The sequence below is a fragment of the Blautia liquoris genome (assembly GCF_015159595.1).
GTDB lineage: Bacteria > Bacillota > Clostridia > Lachnospirales > Lachnospiraceae > Novisyntrophococcus > Novisyntrophococcus liquoris.
The window spans coordinates 3,178,384-3,198,930 of the sequence record NZ_CP063304.1; the positions used below are offsets into that span (position 1 = coordinate 3,178,384).

Sequence of the window (20,547 nt, forward strand, 5' to 3'; positions counted from 1 at the left end):
TTTCACCCCTTCACTGCTCCGGCTGTCATACCTCTTACAAAGCTCTTCTGCATAAACAAGAATAACACAACAATAGGCAGACAGGCAATTACCATTCCCGCGAGAACTACACCCCATTCAGTCATCAGACCGTCGCGAAATGCCATAAGACCAACGGGTATAGTTCTCATATTCGAACTGTCGACAAAAATAGTTGCAAAAACAAATTCATTCCACGCATAATATGCCGTCATGATAACAACTGTTGAGATGATTGGCTTTGAAAGCGGAAGATATATATTCGTATAGATCTTCATCAGCCCGGCACCGTCTATGATGGCCGCCTCTTGCATCTCTTTTGATATTCCGACAAAGAATGATCGGATCAGCATAATAGACACGGGAAGTCGAAATGCTATGTAAGGGAGTATCATGGCCGATAAAGTATTTTTGATTCCCATCGACTTCAACAGCATAAAGAGTGGCAGCAGACAAACCTGCGGAGAAAGCAGCAAACCGCACATGCAAATCAAAAACAGTATATTTCCCAGTTTCCCTTTCATCTGACAGATGCCAAATGCCGCAAACGTTGACACCAGAACAACTCCGATGATCGTGCACACGGTAACAATCGCACTGTTGACAAAATACTGCGAAATACCACGATTCCAGGCAAGAGAATAGTTTTCAAAGTGCCACACATCCGGCATTCCCCATACATCACCATAGATGCCTGCATAATCCTTAAACGATGACATGATGATCCAGAAAAGGGGATACAGGATAATGACTGCCAGTAAAACCAGTACTACGATCCAGATGATCTCTCCTGGTCCATAAACTTTTTTCTTTTTTGTTTTTTGTCTGCTCATAATTATCCCTCCTCGTCCGAGCCAAAAGAAAAGAACTGCACAGAGGATAATACCGCAGTAATCACAAAAATAAGCATCGCAATTGCCGAAGCATAGCCCATGTTGTTTTTGACAAATCCGGTCTGATACATGTGCAGCGATAGTACCATTGTCGCCGTACCTGGACCACCGCTTGTCAAAATGTATGGTTCGTTGAATACGGTAAATGCCCCGACCACAGTGAGAATCATCGTTACAAAGAACATTGATCTGACCTGAGGAACTGTGATATAAAAGAATCGTTTCAATTTTCCGGCTCCATCCACGGTAGCAGCCTCATAGAGATCCTCGGGAATCTTCTGAATTGCAACGATAAACAACATTACGATATAGCCAAGGCTCTGCCACTGTGACACAGCAATTACCGAATACATCGCTGTTTTTTTATTTCCAAGCCATATTTTTGCGAATTTTCCAAGCCCTATATTCTTCAGGAAACTATTTAACAACCCCATCTGTGGGTTATATATGAAATCAAAAAGCAGGCATACAACTGTCATCGAAATCAGAGTAGGAATAAAATATACACTTCTGAAGAAAGGTGATATTTTTTTAAATGCTACATCTTCCAGAACTGCCGCGATGACAAGTCCCAGTCCTACCTGACAGATAATTGATACAATCGCATACCGAAGATTGTTTTTCAAACTGATGGGAATCGTCTTATCTGAAAAAAGCTTTCTATAGTTTTCCAGTCCTACCCATTCCTTCTCTACATCCGACAATCCAAAAGACTGAAAACTATAGATTACATTTTTCACCAGCGGGTAAAACACAAAAAGTCCGAGAATTATAAGGGCCGGAATGACAAACAGGAACGCCTGTAAATTTTGCTTTTTTTGCCTTTTCATGATGGAACTCCACCTCTTTCCATTTTCAATGAGAGGCCAACGTATGGCCTCTCATTCTATCATCAATGCAGGCTGGCAGCAGCCTCTTGTACTTGTTCCATAACACTTTGAGGAGTTTCATCCCCCGTGACAATTGCCTGTGCTCCCTGTCCGTATACAGTATAAACCGAAGGGTCACATGCATTGTCAAACCATGGAGAAAGTGTCGATGCTGATTTTATGATCTCCATAGCTTCCAGCTGCGATGGCAATGCACTTGATTCATCCACAGCTCCGTCAACACTGGAAATCTCGCCGCTTTGTTTCGTAAGCTCTGCTCCGCCGTTTTTGCTGACGAGCCATTTTAAGAACTTTACACATTCTTCCGGATTCTTTGCATTTTTACTGATCATGAAGCCTTCTGGTGCACCTGTCAGTGCTTGTGGATCTCCTTTTCCCTCCTCAAATGCCGGGAAATTAAAAAATCCATATTCAAAGCCTTCCGGAATCGATTTTTCAAGCATAGGTATTTCGGCAAGCTGCATATACATGATTGGTGCCTCACCTGTGGCAAACTTCGTATTTCTGGCTGTCTCGTGGTCGATCGCAACGCTTTCCTCTCCCATATAGGAAGTAAGCTGTTTCCACTTTTCCAAAACTTCCTGATAAGCGGGATCTGTGAATTCACCTGTCTTCGAATCGTAATCCTTCTCCAGTACCTTTGGATCTACCATTCTCTGATTCATGGTTCCGAGATAATGAAGAACTGCCCAGCTGTCCGATAAACCTTCCACAACCGGAGTTTCATAACCAGACTTTTTCAACTCATCCAGCACGTTTATAAATTCCTTCCATGTCTTGGGCGTTTCAAGTTTAGTCTCCTCAAAGATCTTTTTATTATAGAAGAAGACCTTCCCGTCCTGTGACCAGGGTATTCCATAGATCTTATCATCGAAAGTAAATCCGTCAACACTGGCTTTGGCAATCTTCGACGACCATTGCGTATCATCGTCATAGATCTCGTTCAATTCCATTACATTTCCTGAATTGATCATCTCCTGTGCGAAGGTTCCCGACCAGGATGAAAAAACATCCGGAATCTCATCTGTCGTCACGACCATGCGAATTTTTTCCTTATACTGATCATTCAGGATTGCATCCATCTTAATCGTAACATTCGGATTCTCATCCATATATTCTTTGATTAATCCCTGGAACATCGCATTCTTCGGATCGTTGGGCCAGCGATGGAAGAAGTTGATCTCTACCTTTCCTTTACTGTCCTTTCCGGAAACTGTCTTATCTCCCGAACTACTTTTATCCCCGGATGCATTTCCACATGCCGGAAGAGAAAGTGACATAACAGCAGTCAACAGTAACGCAATTGCTTTCTTATTCTTCTTCATATACCGCTCCTCCTTTTATCTTGGGGTATATCTCTAATATTCCATTCTCCACATATACCGGCGGACTCCCAAATCATGTCCCCGCTGATATGCGAATTCATCTGCCAGTGATCGAAGCACTGCCCCCGCGAGAAGCGGTGCAAAGTATTCCTGAACTTCCTCATCAATACCTGTCATGTCGAATTCCGCTTCGTCAACCAGCATAATTTCATTCGAATATTTCTTACAAAAAGCATAGGCCCTGTCATCCAGGGGTCTGGTTGCTCCGACACCTTTGATAATAATAAATGGTACATCAAAGTCCGTGATTTCGAAGGGGCCGTGGAAATATTCTCCCGAGTGAATAGCACTGGAATGGATCCACTGCATCTCCATCAGCAGACAGCTGGTAAATGAATAAGCTTCCCCATAGCTGGCGCCGCTGGCCATCGTATAGATAAGAGTCTCTCTTTTATATTTGCTTCCCCATTCTTTCAGTCTATCTGCGTATTTTGTCTTTGCATCTTCAATCACACCATTCAGATGATCAACTGCATCTATACCCTTCTGATATTTCTCACACGGCTGAATTGTGTTTAACACAGAGAACAACAGACGGTACAAGATGCCTTTGTTCTTATCACTTTCATCGGCATCTCTCCAGTCATAATGGAGACAATATTCAGACGCTTTCCACAGCGGTGAATCTACCAAATTCGATAAAGCGATCGTTGTGGCACCTTTCTCGCGTGAAACTTCTGCTGCTTTTACCGTTTCCGGGGTATTTCCCGAATGAGAACAAGTGATAACCACAGAATCCGGCCCCAGTGCCTTTGGCGCTCTATGTACGAATTCGTTGGAACTGTACACACTGGAAGGTATCTCAATTTCTCTGTCGAACAGATACTGACCCGGCATCAGAAATGCCTGAGAACCTCCACATGCAACAAAATAAAAATGATTGATCCTTTCCTTAGATGCAACTGCTCTGACTGCCTCATTGATTTGATCGATATGCTCCTGTTTCATAATCCTTCCTCCTAGATATTATTATATGATGTTATCGTGTTTCTATAGATGACATTATATAACGTTATAGCAAGAACGTCAACACTAAAAAGAAATTAATTTTCGTTATCACGTTTTTTTCCAAAAATTATTCTTTATTTGTCTCTATTCGTCAAACATTTTATTTAATTTGAATTTTTTTGTCATGTAGTGAAAATTCCAACAATTTACGCGAACTACTCAGCTATTGAGTAATCAGGGACATGTGCCGCGCTCTTTGAAAAACTGCATGGGTACATTCCCCAGTGCACCCGAAATAATCAGTGGAAGAAATACTATTTTAAACTATGGCGTAATTTAGGGCTTTTTATGTATTCTGATTTTTTTAGGATATTAGTACTTTTTACTACACCATTTTATATTAGAAGAAAGTTCTAAGAATTTCATATTTTTAAGGAAGAAGTTTTTGGAAGACTTTTCACATAGCAAAAAATACGCTACATTGTGAACTTTCGTTCTTCGTAAGCGCACTTTTTAAAAGAACATCATTTTAGTTCACTGCTGTGATCAGGCTGTAAGTAAGTTGATTTACTTACTTTAAAGAAATACCCTCTCCGGACAAGCGCCTGTTTGCTCAATCCTAAGAGGGTAGAATTTTGTAGATATCTAATTAAATCCTTTGAGTTTCATCAGTTCGGCTGCCGCCATCATCACGATGCCTGTTCCGTGATCGTCATTTTTCTTGGCCGGAAGTTGTTTATAGTACTCAGCATCCTTTGCACATCCCGATCCCAAACAAACGCTGTAAACGTCTCCCACGGAATCGACGGAATTTTGCAGCAAAGCTGTCCACGCTTTTCGAATACATGGCAGATAAATTTTGCCATCCAGCCAGCCACGATTGATACCACGGGCAATGCTAAGCAGGAACATGGCGGTACAGGAGGTTTCCTGATAAGAGTCAGGCCGATTGAGTACTTGATGCCACATGCCGGATGCATCCTGCCAAGTCAGGATACCTCGCATGAATCGCTGATACAAGCATAGCTCTTCTTTCCACTTTGGGTTTTCCTGCGGCAAGAGAGTCAGAATCTCAGTGAGAGTTACGGCAATCCAGCCGTTACCGCGTCCCCAGGGAATACCGTTCCTCTGCTCTTCTTCTGGAAAATAAATATGTGAAAAAATCTGTTCTTTTTCCATCCAAAGACGTTTTCGGAAGCCTTCTATCTGCCGGTGAACCTCTTCTTCATAAACACTATTTCCAGTCAGCCGATACAGCCTGGCGAGAAATGGGCAGCTCATATACAGATCGTCGGCCCACATGGTCTTTACCCGAAAGTAAGTTCCGTCCGGAAACCGCGGGATATGCGTCATCACAGCATCTCCAATGGCATGGATGACTGAGAGCAGCTTTTGATTACCGGTTATTTCATAAGTTTCGATCAATGATACACCGATCGTGCCACAGGCGTCCAGGTCAGGAAGCCCCCAAGCCCTAGGGGTGAGCGTGGGATCACCGAACTGGTCTTTATCCCAATCCTTGTAGTCAAAGTAGTCGGCCATCGTCTGAATGCTGTCTACATAATACTGGAGCTGTTCCATATTTCCGGTCGTTTTGGCCGCATACATGAGGCCGTGCAACCCCACCTGAACAGCATAGAACCACTGCCCGAAAAATATACCGTCCCGATAGGGCCGGATATAGGTTTCTTTCTGCGGCATGCGCCAAAACGTCTGCTGATAGTTCCCCAGTGGATAGGGGTGTTTAAACTGTATCTCGTATTCCGGCGCAAAAGGAATCTCCAGTGGGTCTCCCGCCTCCGTAACATAGGGCCCGGTTATAATCCACTGTGCGGGTCCTTTGTTCCCAACCTTTACGAAAGGTACACTGCTTACCGATTTGCCATCTATTGTACGAACAGCGCCATTCATCCACCATGCACTGGCAGTACGTGGAACCTTGACCAGAACTTCTAACTGGTCTCCGTTCCCTTCAAAAGGTATGGCTGTCACACTCCCGCCAGATACATCAAAGGCCTTTTTACCCACAAAAACACGGGCATTTCCAGAAACAGAAAGCCAAAGCTCATACTTCGTTCCTTCCTGGCTCGGCACATAAGTCAATGCATAGGCACATCCCTCGCTGTCACCGTATACCTCTGCGAAGTCTACCCGGCTGCCCAGGTCCGCTTCTTTCCATCTGGGTTCCCATCGTAGTTCGTCGCCAGAGGGAAGTCTTGTGCGATCCTGGTAAGCAAATCTATTCTGCTTAAGCTCTTCCTCAAATGAATTGATATCGGTGCCGGCAGGAAAAGGTCCGATGTGTGCAAATCCCTCCATTCCTTCTGTTTCCTCAAAGGGCAGGGTCGGACGCACCGAAAGAAGATAATCCCTTGTCCAACGGAACGGATATCGGGGATAAGCGATGTAAAGCAGAAGGCCCCAGTTATGCTCTCTCTTTTGGCATCGGATAAGCAGGTCGTTTTTACCACTTTGCAGCTGCACGTTTATAATGGTGTATTCGGCCTCATCCTTCACTTTCGAAAGTGGTTTTTCCAATCTTCCGCCCCAATATATCTCCGCGCCATTTAACCAGATCTTGGCATTGCCAGCGATAGTAAGCGCGGCTTCGCTGTCTCTGTCAGCCACCACATTGGTGCGGATATAGGCTATATCTCCGACGTTGGCCTTTTTATAGACGTAATTCAGATCCAGCTCTGCCATCTGCGAGATGGGTGTCAAGGCCATGTGCTCCTGTTTAAAATATGGGCGCAGGGTCAGATCAACGCGGGGTCGGTGCGTCAGCATCCTTTCGCTGATCAGGCAAATGGCTTCTTCCGGTTCTCGCAGACCTGCAACATAGGCCGAGTCTTCTATTTTTAGCTTCTCATTCATTTTTCTTATTCCTTTCCTACAGGCAACGACAGCATTTTTAACTGCAAACCTGCGTCGCGAACCACTAATACATTGGGCCCAGCCGCTTTTACACGGCTGACCCAACGGTTATGTTTTTTATTCACTAGCGGGATACGACCACTGCGTGACGTTAAAGCCGGGGCAGGTATAGTCAAATCGTCCACTTCCATAGTGGGAACGCAGATATGGAGAGGATACCAGGTCATCAGGAATCTCAACCGATTTTCCATCGACTGAAAATCCCTCTGAGAGACCAAATTCCAATCGTCCGCTACTAGGTGAGTCGAAGGTAAACTTTTCTCCCTCCTGAACAACCTTTGCAGCGAGCATTTTTTTTATGAAATCGGTGAAACTGGCGTCCTCGCGCCTGCTGCCACATTCAGCCAGCCATACAGTCTCATTACCAAAAGAAATCAGTTCTCTTCCGGCATATAGACCCTCTTTGCGGAAGGAATGCGGTGCACTTGAGTAGATTGCTACATAGCTGTCCACCTTACGGCCAAAGGTCCATCCAGCTTCGGAAATAACTTCATCAAACTTTCGAGCATTGAAATGGCAGTGTGTCATCCAGATGTCCGGATTATTTACATTATGCCAGATGACCGCTAGTGTACGACCGTGCATCAGCACCCGTGGCAAAAACGCCTGCCCGGCCCAGTAATCCGGACGCAGACCGCTTCCCTCTGCAACATTGTTTGGTGAGGAAAAGAAAATACTGATATCGCCTGGTAGCACAATCATCGACGAGATAAAATGCATATCGCATTTCCCAACATTATGATCGCGGACCCCACCGATCATGTACTCCGGCGTACGTCGAATTGTAAAATCAGCATTGTGCTTGTCGAAATGCATGATTCCTTCTTTGAATGTAAAGGTCGCCGGCGTAAAGTTATCAGCCAGCTCACAAAGTGCTTTCGGCGGCACATAGTAGCTGAACGCCATTTCCTGATTGGCGAACTTCATGTTGGTCGGTGCATTGCCAAAGAAGATCCAAAACAGACCATTTATGGTGCTGGAGAACCTGGTTCGCAATGGCATGTTGTAGCTACGTCCCCGCGGTGTTGCCATTACGCCTTCAAAATCACTGACTGCAAAGATGAAGGTCAGAAAATCAAGTAGAATATTCACCATGTTGCGCAGCAGATATTCCTCACGCGGCAGTACCTCCCGAAGTACCAGGAGTGCCGAGATTGTCACGGGCAGATAAGAGTCTGAATGCGGCTCGTCAAAGCCCACGCGGCAGCGCTGGTTCAGCCATTCTACAAGGTGCATGCGCCCCTTCAGGGAATGATACATCCCGTTTTGACCGCAGTTTGTGAAAATGTCTTCGGGATACAAAAGGCCTGCCAGATATTCACAGACGTGAAATCCGACCCTGTGGTTTTCTGAGCAGTAGAACATAGATGAGGTTCCCGGTTCATCCACCCAGTAACGAAAATTAAGAGCGGCTTGTTTCACCATTTGCGTGATCTCCGTAGCAAGGAGGCCAGCTTCTCGATCCTCCCACATCAGCCATAAAAGCGGCATCAAATCGAAATCAGCACAGTCGGCGCGCCGTTCAATTTTATCACACATGACGCGGATTTTGTCGGCATCAATTTCGTCGGCCCGACCCAGACGGTAGAGTCCAAGCGCATTCCCCTGAGCGGCCAGACGTTCCAGCGATTGCTGCCGTCTTTCTTCGAAATGCTCCCAGCCGGGATAAGGGGCCAGAACCTCAACCATTGTGAAATTTAAGACTTTCTCCGTTAGCATCGCGCCATTGGAAAGTAGCCAGGTTAAGTCAACTTGATACTCTCCGGGCTCATTGATTCCTTCGAGTGCGATATTCTCTTCCGCATCAGCTACACTTTTAGGGTCATCTGCGCTTCCACACACTGAGGATATTATCATATCACCTTTTTCGGATACAACCTGCAGCCTAACCTGACAATGCGAAAGCGGAAAGCCGCCCACATACAGTTTCGGTATTTCGCCCTGCACATAGCTGTCGTCTTCCATATGGGTCTCCATCTGGCTGCGAATAATTTCCGTCCTTACTTCTTCGTCCATGCTTAACGGTACGGTAGCATACAGCTGAGCCTGGCTAGAGACGAGTTCCATGCTGAAGCTGATGCCCGTTCCTCTGTCAATTTTTCCCGTGACGACCATCACAATATTTTTTCCGGCGTTCAGATGAAGCGTGATTGTTTCGAAGTTCGTGTTTTCCTCATGCTCAAACACATAGCTGCGGGGATGCTTTCTGTCATAGAAGTCTTTATTATCGTAAACAGTACTGCCGTTTAGTAGCATTACCAGCCGACATTCGTGTGTCCGCACGGTAATATCCTGCACGCTTTCACTTTCCAGCTCCAGATAAATCGGCATCAATGCCACCTTCTCCATCACATAGTAGTGTCCAGCGGCATACCTGGGCGACTGCGCATCACATACCGTCCATTTGCCCTCCATCCCGCAGAGCATAAAGGTATTAAATTCCTGAAACTCCTTATTGGCAAAGTCTATCTGTGCCTGTGCCAGCATCTGCTCCATATAAGCGTGTGAAGCTTTGCTCGTGCGTTCTCCCGGATAGTCTTCCTCCAAAACACCCGCCACCATAAAAGGTCGGATCATTTTGCCCGGAGCCAGCTCCTTTTTAAAGTACGTATCCATGATTCTTTCAAACCTCCTTCTGTCCGTCCGTACCCCGCTATCATTTCGCGGGGTACTTGTCTGTATAGCGATCGCGGTCATCGAACCCGTGACCGATACTTTTCATATTGCCGGCAATGCTACTTTTCTGCCTCCAATTTTTCAAAAAGTTTAACCTTATCATCGATGATTTTCTGCCCATCATGTTTCAGGTAATTATCCAGTACTGCATCATACTCTGAATCAAACTTATCCGGATCGCAGGCGATCAGTCGTGGCAACTCATCCTCGATACTAGGTACAAGACCAGAATACTTTTTATCAGCCTCGGTTTGAATTCCCTGGAAATAGTAGTCTGTCTGCCCGCCAACCGTAGCGACCTTATCAGATTCTTGCGCTAACTGTGTCGACTTTGCTTTTACCTCATCCATTCCCTCTGTAGAATCCTCATACCCATAAGGTGCCCCGTTATAAATGATACCTAGATCACCTACTGTAAGGCGTTCGAAGTCATCGTCGGATGCAGCTTTTTCCTCATCGGTATGAGGAATGGTAACAACTTTATTTCCATCCATCTTGTAATGGACGCCTTCAAATCCATACGACAGAACTTTAGCATTATCATAATCTGCAAGCCAGTCGAGATATTTGACCGCGGTTTCGGGATGCTTGCAAGTAGAAGGAATCGAAATGTACATACCGTTCGGTGTGTATACTCTGTTGAACTGTTCTCCATTCACATTGTCAAGGTAGAAGGGAACAATCTCCGCCTTGGGATCCGCCTCATAAAGAGCCTCTACGCCTGTAAGGACAGCATTTGCGTCTTGGGCAAAGGCTAGAGTACGGCCATTACTCAAAAGACCGTTGAATGCTGTATAAGAAGTGTCTGTATCCGTCAAGAACTCTGGATCTACCAGATCTTCGTTGTATAACTGATTCAAGTACTTTACGCCTTCCTTGTAACCTGGCCAAAAACGCTCATCGTAACAAGCATGCATTTCGTCTGTCAGATTACTGGTTTCAAGAAAGGACCAGATAATGGGCCTAGTCTGCGTTGCATTCCATGCACCGACCATACCTAATGGATACATTTCTCCGCCTTGATTTGAGGGGTCCAGATCTTTAAATTGTCTGATCAGTTTTGTAAAGTCATCAATGCTCATATGATAGTAACCGTTTTCATCGGTCTTGAGCTCATATCCGACTTGATCCAGCCAGTCTTTCCGGATATAAGTGGTCTGCCATCCGACTAGAGAACGCTTCGCTGGTATCGCCCATTGTTTTCCCTCTGACTGTCCATAAGGCAGGGCATCCGCAAGATTTTTCTTCAGATTAGCTCCGTACTTATCAATTAGATCACTCAACTCCACGAGGCCGCCGTCCCTACCATATTGCGTAATCAGATTGCTGTCATAGCTGTAGATAATATCAGGTGCTGAACCGGAAGCCATCATCGTATTAATCTTCTGGGTCTCCTCATTTCTGGGCACTGCAACATATTTCAGTTTTATATTGTTTGGATCTCCAAACTTTTTCTGAATCCAGTGCGTCCAGTAATTTTTAGTTGCGCTTCCATAGGTCTCCGTCGTGTTGCCTCGGTCATACACCATAACAGTAAGTTGTTCTGTATCACCAGATTTCTTATCTGCTGCCTTACTGTAGGAACCATTTGAACCTCCGCCGCATCCGGCCAGACTAAGTGCCAAAACCGATGTCAATACTCCGCAAAATATCTGTTTACCTAATTTCATCTTTCTCATGTGACATTACCTCCCTGTAAAGTTAATTTCATTTGGCAGTCTGGATTCATTCATAACAGTTCAGACAACTATTTTTAAGCAGCTATTTGAAACGTTAAACTTAATCCACCTTGACTGCATGGATACTTGACAGCGCTGGTAGCCTTACGAAGCATTTGCTCTAAAATGTCTCGTTGCAGCGCTTTTATTGTGTTTCAGATGAAGCGTATATCTATCGTCAATCTGCCACACTTGACAGAATAACTTCACTCATTTAGTAAAATCATATCTTGCGATATGAAATCCTTTCCAGAACCGTGCAGCTTTTCCGCATACGGCTCTTCCTAATCATTTCTACATCTCTTTAAGATATCGCCCTGCTTCACTTCTGTACTCGAATCCTGCCAGATAATCATCCGCATATACTACCAGAAAGCTGTCTCCGTCCTCCAACACCCCGACCTTCAGATATTTCCGGATCAGACCCAGAATGTTCGGATCCTGAATGTAGTAGGTGACAAACTTCAGAACCCATTCATGATCCATATGGTCAGAATCCTTTGATGTTTGCATCTACTACGTAATTGATACACTTACGTACAATGCTGATACATAGATCTTTGACTGCCATGTGGCAATCCTGTTTCGAGCGGAATCCATACATGTTGTTCTATAACTTTGGTTCATATACGGGCTTCCAGTATCTTCTTTAAGCCGAGTTGTACAATCTTGTCTTCATAGGACGCGCTTATCCTTTAACGGAACCGATCATAACACCCTTGACAAAGTATTTCTGCAACCAAGGATAAACAACCAAAACCGGGATCATGCTGAAAATCAAGCAGGAGGCTTTAATTGTTTCTGCGATCAAGTTTCCCTTCATTTCTGGAATGTCCTCGATCATGGAACTCACCTGGCTTGATTGAATGAGCTGACGCAGGCGCAGCTGAATCGTAAACATCCTCTCATCGTTGATGTAGAGGATTGCATCCATAAATCCATTCCAGCGACTTACCGCGTAGAACAAGACCATCGTTGCCAGCATGGCTTTGGAGACGGGAAGTACAATCTTTAACAGCACCACCAAGTCATTGGCTCCATCCACATAGGCTGACTCTTCCAATTCTCTTGGAAGCGATTGAAAAAAGCTCTTCATCAAAATCATATTATAGGTAGACAGCGCGGTCGGAAGAACTAGTACCCAGAAAGTATCGAGCAATCCGAGCGATTTTATGTTTAAGTATCCCGGAATCATACCCCCACTGAAATACATGGTAAAAAGAATATAAAGTAGGATCGGTGATTTAAACTTCAAGCCCGGTCTGGAAAGTGGGTAGGCGCATAATATTGTCATCGCCACACTTATTATCGTGTACACTGCTGTTAAAATCAGTGTAAACCACATGGAACGCATTAATCCCTTATTATTAAATACAGCTTTGTAGGCGGAAAGATCTATCTTCTTTGGCAAAAGTAGAACATCTCCCCTGATTACAGATGTTTTGTCGGAAAAGGACACCGCCAGTACATGCAAAAATGGAAATAAACAGCATGCCGCGATAAACACTACTACCAACACTGTCACTATTTTAAATCCATCAACTTTCTTGATTTTCTTAAGCTTCATAGATTTCTCTCCTTTACCAGATACCGTCGCCGGTTATGCGCTTACTAAAGGCATTGGCGCTGATTACCAGTACAAAGTTGATTACCGACTGTGCAAGTCCCACCGCAGTACCGATACTGAAGTCTCCCTGTTCTAGTCCCACTCGATATACGAAGGTGCTGATTACATCGCCTACCTCCATTACCGTGCTGTTCTGCATAACATAAGGCTGTTCGAATCCGATGCTCGCCATACCGCCTACCGCCATAATCAGCATAATTGCAATTGTACCTTTGATACAGGGAAGCGTGATGGCTGTCATCATCCGGAATCTGGAACATCCATCCACGCGAGCTGCATCATAAATTTCTTGATCTATTCCCGTCATCGCGGAAAGATATATGATTGTGTTCCATCCAAGGCTCTGCCAAACACCGACGATGAAATAGGTAAATATCCACCAGGGCTTACTGGTGAGGAAGGGAACCTCGCCACCACCAAAGGTTTTAATAATCGTGTTGATCATTCCTGATGAAGCAAAAAACTGATACATCATGCCACCTACCACTGACCAGGAAATAAAGTGTGGCAGATAGATGAAAGTCTGTACGGCTTTTTTAAAAAATTTATGAGTGATTTCGTTTAGAAACAATGCCAGAATAATCGGCAGTGGAAAGCCTAATACCAGGCCAAGCACATTTAATACCATTGTGTTCCGAACGGCTCGCCAGAAGGTGGCAGAATGGGACACTCGTTCAAAAAATTCCATGCCGACCCATTGGCTGCCCCAGATTCCCTTAAACATGTTGTAATCTTTAAAGGCGATAACGACACCGGGCATGGCGCGGTAGCAAAACAGGAAATAGTACAAAACCGGCAAAACCAGCATTGCATAAAGCATCCAGTGTCTTCGAAGATAGGCCAACGTACTATTACGCTTTTTTAACCCCTTTGCTGCCCCCATCTGGCTGCTATTTGGTAAATTTTTTTTCTCTTTTTTCATTCCCATCCTCCATTCTTTACATATAATCTCTCGGAATCTCTAAGTCAGTAAATTCAAAACTTTCAGATCATTTTTTTATTAAAATCTCCCACCTTTTGTCAAAACCACTTGACAGTTTATTCGAAAGATGCGGCAATTCGCGCCTATGATCAAAAAGTACCGTTCGCTTGCGGGCGACATACAATTTTCGATTGGAGGCGATTTTTGTTACCTGTTAACTCTGGCGGTCATTCCGCCTATCAAGACTTTGTTCCTAAAAATCTTCGTAAATACTATCCTAATCTGATTCTATTTCCCGTTCTACCTGGACTGTTTTTCTGTTATTAAATCCAGCTTCAAAGCATGATTCACACGGTTTTCTGCTTAACCTTTTCAGAATGAAAAGTTTTCTTCCTGACTTTAATGTCGCAAAGATTCTTCTGAATTTTACACATGATGCAATGCCTTATTATAAATATTTCAGACGGGCACATACCACACCTTTTATTGACCTTAGTGGAAAAGGTGAGGTCAAACTGCCTTACAAGGATGACTTCACCCTTGGCAAAGATGGGGTTGCTATATGCGGGGGAGGCGGATGATGAACCATGATTGTTCTGAAACTTCCAAACACCGTGTGAAATCCAGATGCTCCTTAGCCAGTAGAAAATATGGATGCTCCTGTGAACATCCCTGCTCTGATTCTAGATATAGAAGAACCGTGCATGTGGCAGCGAATGATAATCCAAGGCTATTTAATATTCCACCTCGTGACTCTGATGAAAGGAAGCTTGAGTATCATGCAAGAACTTCTGCAGAACGTTCAAATAAACGTGAGAAATTAGGCTTTAAATTAGAAGACGGCAGACATCGCTCAACTAAGACGTGGTACTGCGCCTCTATCACATCCTGATGTTACAACATCTGGATTCCTGGGATATGCCCTTTGAATCTGCCTTCAGAAAGTTGATTCTGCAAGCGGCATAATCCAATTTTATTATAACCGATTTTTCAAGCATAACGACAGTTATGTCTATTTCTCATATTCTTTTTTCATCATTTATTTCATTTTAGATAATATTCACTTTTCAATGTTCTGTTGCCAACAGTGCTGGCATGATCAATTAACATTCCGAGAGATCATTTACATTTTCTATGTATCTTTAATGTTCTTAGCATCAATATAGCACTAATTCATCTCACAGTCAACAATTATTCTATAATTTCTGTATTATTTATTTTTGATATTTTTTCGTGTGATTTGGAGTATCCATACAGTAAATTGCACTCAAAGTGATATTGTACAAAATGCAAATCTCTTTTTTGTGCATTTTTGCTATAGCATATTTTTAAATTTCCATGTATTTTTATATATATAAGTTCTACGAATTATGTAGGTTTTATTTTGTTACATAAATTATGTTTCATTTTTAAATATCGAAAAGAATTAGCAAATATACTAGGAGGTTTTTATATGTTACGAAGTGAATACCCCAGACCGCAGTTTATGAGAAAAAACTGGCTCAGCCTTAATGGCCTATGGGATTTTGATTTTGACGATAAAGAAGAAGCACTGACTCACCACTGGGAACAAAAAAGCTGTCATCTAACGCATAAGATTGAAGTCCCTTTTTGTTTTCAGAGTAAGTTAAGCAATGTTCATGATACATCATTTCACGATCGATGTTTCTACAAAAGAGAATTTACACTTCCAGAAGAATGGAATGGAAAGCAGCTTTTACTTCATTTTGGAGCTGTTGATTACTTCTGCAAGGTTTATATTGATGAAACTTTATGCGGAGAACACGAAGGCGGAAGTGCATCATTTACCTTTGATATCACTAATCATATAAATAAGCAGTTCTGTCCACATTCTATTGCTGTTTATATCGAGGACCCTTCTACTGACGAGACCATTCCAAGAGGAAAACAGTTCTGGGAAGAGGAAAGTTCTGGGATTTGGTATACTCGAACATCCGGTATCTGGCAGACCGTCTGGATTGAGCCCGTCGATGCCGTTCACATAACGAATATTAAGATGACACCAGATTTTGATCAGAACACATTAAAGCTTGAAGCCAGCTTCAGCAAGCTGGTTCCGGATATGCGTCTGGACGTAAAGATTACCTATGAAGGAGAATTGGTATGTCAGGACTCTTACTCTGTCAATAGTGCCACCGTCTTTAAAAAGGATATCTATCTGGCAGGAGATCAGATTTTCCATACCAATACCCACGGGGAAGGTCGCTCTTGGTCACCGGAACATCCAGCACTTTATGATGTTGTTTTTAGATTGAATTCCGAACATAGGATCTGTGATATTGCAGAAAGCTATTTTGGCATGCGAAAAATTCATGCAGAAAACGGGATGATATATCTTAACAATCATCCCTATTACCCCAAGATGATTCTGGATCAGGGGTACTGGCCGGACAGTCTGTTAACCGCACCTGATGATAATGCTTTTCAAACTGATATTATGCTCATGAAAGAAATGGGATTTAACGGCTGCCGAAAACATCAGAAAACTGCAGATCCCAGATTTTTATACTGGGCCGACAAAATTGGTCTTATGGTATGGGAGGAGGTCCCTTCTGCCTGTCTTTTTACGGATCATGCCCTTACCCGTTATACGAAAGAATGGATGGAAGTCATTGTAAGAGATTATAACCATCCTTCCATTGTTGCCTGGGTTCCTTTCAATGAAAGTTGGGGTGTACCTGATGTCAGCCGCAATAAAAGACAGCAGGATTATACACTTTCACTTTACTACCTGTTGAAAGCATATGATCCTGTACGTCTTGTCGTCAACAATGATGGGTGGGAGCAGACAAAGACAGACATCTGCGCCATTCACAACTACGCACATGGCACTCCCAAAACGCCAAAGATGCAGGAAACATTTCAGCGTTTTGCATCAGACTTGAATCTTCTGCTCTCCCCGTATCCGGCAGGACGCAGTATCTTTGCCTCTTCCTTTCGATATGACGGCCAACCTATCATGATAACGGAATGCGGTGGAATTCGTTATAATCATTCAGATACACAGAGCTGGGGATATACCAGTGCAGAAAATGAAGATGAGTTTCTGGAACAGTATTGCTTTGTAATCAGCACTATCCTCCAGTCGGATTATATCTATGGATTCTGTTACACACAGCTCACCGATGTAGAGCAGGAGACAAATGGTCTGCTCACTTACGACCGAAAACCGAAATGTGATCCCAAGAAGATACGGAAGATTAACAACCAGTCACGGCATAATATAGCACTCATCGATCATCACTATGACTGGAAGCTTCCAAAAAATGCTTCGAAAAAATAGCTGGTTTACTGCTGCACTGCCAAAAAAGACCTTTTACTGAAAATGCTTTTTTCAGAAAAGGTCTTCTTATCTTCAATGCATATGTTTCATTGGCCAATGCCCACCTGTTCTAGATGGAAACCACAGAGTTTATCTTCTCCGGCACACGCATAAGTTCCCTGTATTGACTTGGCTTTAAACCCACCGCCTTGCGGAACTGCTGGCTGAAAAATCTGGCATCCTGATATCCCACATCATCAGCAATCTCATAAACCGGTTTTCTCGTATCCCGCAGCAACATCTTAGCATGTGCCATCCTGATATCCATCAGATATTTTGAGAAATTCTTACCTGTTTCTTCTTTGAACATCTCACAGAAGTAGTTCGGATTGAGGTCACAATTAAAGGCAAGTTCTTCAAGAGTAATCTTTTCCTTATAGTACTTGTTGATATAATTAATGGCCTCGGAAATTTCACCGCGTCTTTTCTTCGGTTTTTTCTTTGACGTCTCAAACAAATCTCTCATGACATCCGGCTCCGACAAGCTAAATGTCGGAAGGTTCACGCTTGCATCGTTCTTTCCCCTTAGCTCAATCTTGCATATGTTGTCCCTGTTCTCATTCACAATCTTCTGTAAGGACGGTTCAAGCCCTTCAAAAATTGAAAGCGTATCCATAAGTTCTCTTGTGCTTCTTTCATCATCGAATATTAAGACGTTAATCATCTGTATCCCCCTTTGCACAACAGTCAATGTCACCAGAAATAATTTACCGCAAAGGCAGCCCTTTACGGCATGATTTTTGCTTCTCATCTTTACAGATAGATATAGATTATTATAATAAATAATGGTATGATACCCATATCGGTTACGGCTCAGTTCGGGCGCGACTCTGAACCGTAACTTATATCATGAATGGGAACGCAGTCCAGACCATGCGTTTCGCGTGGTATAGCGTTCGAAAGGTAGGTGTATGAATGTATGCAATAGAACGAAAACGTGAAATATTGAGACTGTTGAGTCAACACTCCACTTTGCGTGTCAATTTCCTTGCCGAGCACCTGGATGCATCCAGGGAAACGATACGCCGCGATCTCACAGAATTACAGAATGAGGGCCTCGTGAAAAGAATACACGGAGGTGTCACCGCAAACCATGCAAGTTTAAGCACCGAGTCCCAGACTTTGGATATCATCAATGAGTCGTCTCTATATCCCCATATCCAGGATTCAGACGTAAAAAGAAAGCTCTGTCAAAAAGCGGCATCCTATATAAAACCCGGGGATATGATATACGTAGATAACAGTTCCACCACCATATTTCTTGCGGAATGTATACCGGATGGCATTGACGTCACTCTAATCAGCAATTCTATCGCATTTTTGACGGAAGCGGTGAAATATCAGAAACCAAATATCACTTATGTCTGTCTGGGCGGTATATTAACTGTGAACAGTTTATCTACCCATGGCCCAATGACCGTAAAAGATATCGAAGAATACTACCCAAATAAGGCTTTTATTTCCTGCTCAGGAGTTTCTTCTATACGTTCTGTCACTGATTCAGCGATTGACGATGCAACGGTTAAAAAGCATATGATTGACCGATCTTTTGAGGTCTTTCTGCTGGCAGACCACACGAAATTCTCTCAGAATGGTCAGGTTTTCCTAGTGCCCATTGACCGCTTGAATTATGTAATCACCGATACCTTAACCCAAGATATCGATTACACTTTTCTCATAGATGCAAATGTCAGGATTGAAACCTCCGAGTAATCAAAGCGTTACATACTGCAAAATAGTGGTTGATATTTGACCGTTTCTTTCTGTTTTATTTTGTTTCTGACTGTATGTTACCATATTCAGGCGTTTGCCGCAATACTTAATCATGATGATTTGAAAACATTGTCACATTTGAACAATATTTATGCTTCTCATTTGTTATATATGTGCACTGCTATACTTTCAGCAAAAAGATCCCCAAAGTCAGATATAGGCTAACTTTGGGGATCTTTTTGTTCCATTTCAATCAGAAATGAATTATACTAGGGATAGATACTGTCATATGCACAATCTGCAGTTATACTTTATGAGGAGTGAATATGTCTTCCGAAAAAAACCATCTGATCAATGAAGCAATCACATATGCAACCGCATGTCACGCCGGACAAGTTCGAAAAGGATCCTGTCATCCTTATATTCTTCATCCTTTGGAGACAATGCTTATCTTGTTCCATATGAACGCGGATGATAACCTGTTAATCGCTGGTGTTCTTCATGATATCGTCGAAGATACCCCCGCAACCCTGGAAGAAATATGTGACCGTTTCGGCAGTGATGTAGCTTCGTTGGTTGCTTTTCACACAGAGGATAAATCCAGAGGCTGGACAGAGAGAAAAAGTGCGGCGATTGCCTCCCTGTCTGGAGCAGGTGACCGGGAAATGATGCTAATATTAGCTGACAAGGTATCAAATCTTCGAAGCAGCATATCCGACTACAGAGAAATCGGTGAACAATTCTGGGACAAGTTCAACGCCCGCAGGGAGCAGCAGAATTGGTATTATATGAAGATGTTTGACGCATTAAAACCTATGGAATCTCACCCTGCCGCTTCCCCTTATTATCGAGAAATGAAAGACCTCTTATCTCATCTGTTTAGTGGCAGATCTTAATTTGACACTCCCCACAGCTAAAGCAGGGGGATTCTTGTTTCAACCGACACTATCTGATAAAACGAGCGGAAAGCACATCTTTACGCCTTCCGCTCGTTTATCATATCTATATAAAGAAGGGCCAATTATCCTTCAATGGCAACATATTTATTCTCTTCAATCTTTTTTTCATCCGGTTTCAGGAGTTCGACCTTTAAGATTCCATCATGAAAGGATGCTTTAATATCTTCCTGTTTCAGATTGTCACCAACATAGAAAGTTCTCTCGCAGGCACCTGCATATCTTTCACGGCGGATATACTTCCCTTCATCTTTCTTTTCTTCATCCAGATTCTTTGAAGCACTGACCTTCAAAGATCCATTCTCCAGCGAAATCTGAATTTCATCTTTTTTAAATCCCGGCAGGTCCATCTCAAGCTCATAACCCAGATCAGTTTGCCTGATATCTGTTTTCATCAGATTCTTTCCGTGATGTCCATAAAGTTTCTTCTCCGCTTTGCTAAAACTTCCGTCGTTAAACCACGGTTCAAAAAAGAAGTCATCGAATAAACTATCGTTAAAAATGCTTGGTACTATCATAAGTTT

Annotated in this window: 16 protein-coding genes; 4 read left to right on the plus strand and 12 right to left on the minus strand. The window is 43.3% G+C overall.

What is annotated here, in order from left to right; translation table 11 throughout:
• Window positions 1-2 precede the first annotated feature (2 nt).
• The 10 genes from INP51_RS14440 to INP51_RS14485 form a co-directional block, all read right to left on the minus strand.
• Window positions 3-851: a carbohydrate ABC transporter permease gene (locus INP51_RS14440; protein WP_193735476.1), complete on the minus strand. Its 849-nt coding sequence runs from the start codon at window positions 849-851 to the stop codon at window positions 3-5.
• A gap of 2 nt (window positions 852-853) precedes the next feature.
• Window positions 854-1,741 carry a carbohydrate ABC transporter permease gene (locus tag INP51_RS14445; RefSeq protein WP_193735477.1) on the minus strand — a complete coding sequence of 296 codons (888 nt, stop codon included), beginning with the start codon at window positions 1,739-1,741 and terminating at the stop codon, window positions 854-856.
• A 62-nt stretch (window positions 1,742-1,803) separates the two neighbouring features.
• A complete protein-coding gene (locus tag INP51_RS14450) occupies window positions 1,804-3,126 on the minus strand; it encodes an ABC transporter substrate-binding protein (RefSeq protein WP_193735478.1) in 1,323 nt (440 codons plus the stop codon).
• 33 nt (window positions 3,127-3,159) lie between these two features.
• On the minus strand, window positions 3,160-4,134 hold the full coding sequence (locus INP51_RS14455; protein WP_193735479.1) for an SIS domain-containing protein: 975 nt from the start codon (window positions 4,132-4,134) through the stop codon (window positions 3,160-3,162).
• A 645-nt stretch (window positions 4,135-4,779) separates the two neighbouring features.
• Window positions 4,780-7,008 carry a glycoside hydrolase family 88/105 protein gene (locus tag INP51_RS14460; protein WP_193735480.1) on the minus strand — a complete coding sequence of 743 codons (2,229 nt, stop codon included), beginning with the start codon at window positions 7,006-7,008 and terminating at the stop codon, window positions 4,780-4,782.
• A gap of 117 nt (window positions 7,009-7,125) precedes the next feature.
• Window positions 7,126-9,684 carry a hypothetical protein gene (locus tag INP51_RS14465; protein ID WP_193735481.1) on the minus strand — a complete coding sequence of 853 codons (2,559 nt, stop codon included), beginning with the start codon at window positions 9,682-9,684 and terminating at the stop codon, window positions 7,126-7,128.
• Window positions 9,685-9,803: 119 nt separating this feature from the next.
• Window positions 9,804-11,423, minus strand: coding sequence for an extracellular solute-binding protein (locus INP51_RS14470; protein ID WP_193735482.1), 1,620 nt, complete (start codon window positions 11,421-11,423; stop codon window positions 9,804-9,806).
• 333 nt (window positions 11,424-11,756) lie between these two features.
• Window positions 11,757-11,948 carry a hypothetical protein gene (locus INP51_RS14475; protein ID WP_193735483.1) on the minus strand — a complete coding sequence of 64 codons (192 nt, stop codon included), beginning with the start codon at window positions 11,946-11,948 and terminating at the stop codon, window positions 11,757-11,759.
• A 202-nt stretch (window positions 11,949-12,150) separates the two neighbouring features.
• A complete protein-coding gene (locus tag INP51_RS14480; protein ID WP_193735484.1) occupies window positions 12,151-13,029 on the minus strand; it encodes a carbohydrate ABC transporter permease in 879 nt (292 codons plus the stop codon).
• 13 nt (window positions 13,030-13,042) lie between these two features.
• On the minus strand, window positions 13,043-14,011 hold the full coding sequence (locus INP51_RS14485; RefSeq protein WP_207736883.1) for an ABC transporter permease: 969 nt from the start codon (window positions 14,009-14,011) through the stop codon (window positions 13,043-13,045).
• Between the two features lie 377 nt (window positions 14,012-14,388).
• On the opposite strand from INP51_RS14485, the gene INP51_RS16230 reads away from it, so the two are divergent.
• Window positions 14,389-14,592, plus strand: coding sequence for a hypothetical protein (locus tag INP51_RS16230; RefSeq protein ID WP_230406820.1), 204 nt, complete (start codon window positions 14,389-14,391; stop codon window positions 14,590-14,592).
• A gap of 872 nt (window positions 14,593-15,464) precedes the next feature.
• Entirely contained in the window at window positions 15,465-17,315 is a 1,851-nt protein-coding gene (locus INP51_RS14495; RefSeq protein WP_193735485.1) for a glycoside hydrolase family 2 protein, read from the plus strand.
• 109 nt (window positions 17,316-17,424) lie between these two features.
• On the opposite strand, the gene INP51_RS14500 is transcribed toward INP51_RS14495, so the two are convergent.
• Window positions 17,425-18,018 carry a helix-turn-helix domain-containing protein gene (locus INP51_RS14500; RefSeq protein ID WP_193735486.1) on the minus strand — a complete coding sequence of 198 codons (594 nt, stop codon included), beginning with the start codon at window positions 18,016-18,018 and terminating at the stop codon, window positions 17,425-17,427.
• A 251-nt stretch (window positions 18,019-18,269) separates the two neighbouring features.
• On the opposite strand from INP51_RS14500, the gene INP51_RS14505 reads away from it, so the two are divergent.
• The gene (locus tag INP51_RS14505; RefSeq protein ID WP_193735487.1) at window positions 18,270-19,067 is read left to right on the plus strand and encodes a DeoR/GlpR family DNA-binding transcription regulator; all 798 of its coding nucleotides are present in this window, start codon (window positions 18,270-18,272) and stop codon (window positions 19,065-19,067) included.
• A 326-nt stretch (window positions 19,068-19,393) separates the two neighbouring features.
• Window positions 19,394-19,963, plus strand: coding sequence for an HD domain-containing protein (locus INP51_RS14510; RefSeq protein WP_193735488.1), 570 nt, complete (start codon window positions 19,394-19,396; stop codon window positions 19,961-19,963).
• A gap of 125 nt (window positions 19,964-20,088) precedes the next feature.
• Here the strand turns inward: INP51_RS14510 and INP51_RS14515 are convergent, their stop codons facing one another.
• Window positions 20,089-20,541: an Hsp20/alpha crystallin family protein gene (locus INP51_RS14515; protein ID WP_193735489.1), complete on the minus strand. Its 453-nt coding sequence runs from the start codon at window positions 20,539-20,541 to the stop codon at window positions 20,089-20,091.
• Between the last annotated feature and the right edge of the window lie 6 nt (window positions 20,542-20,547).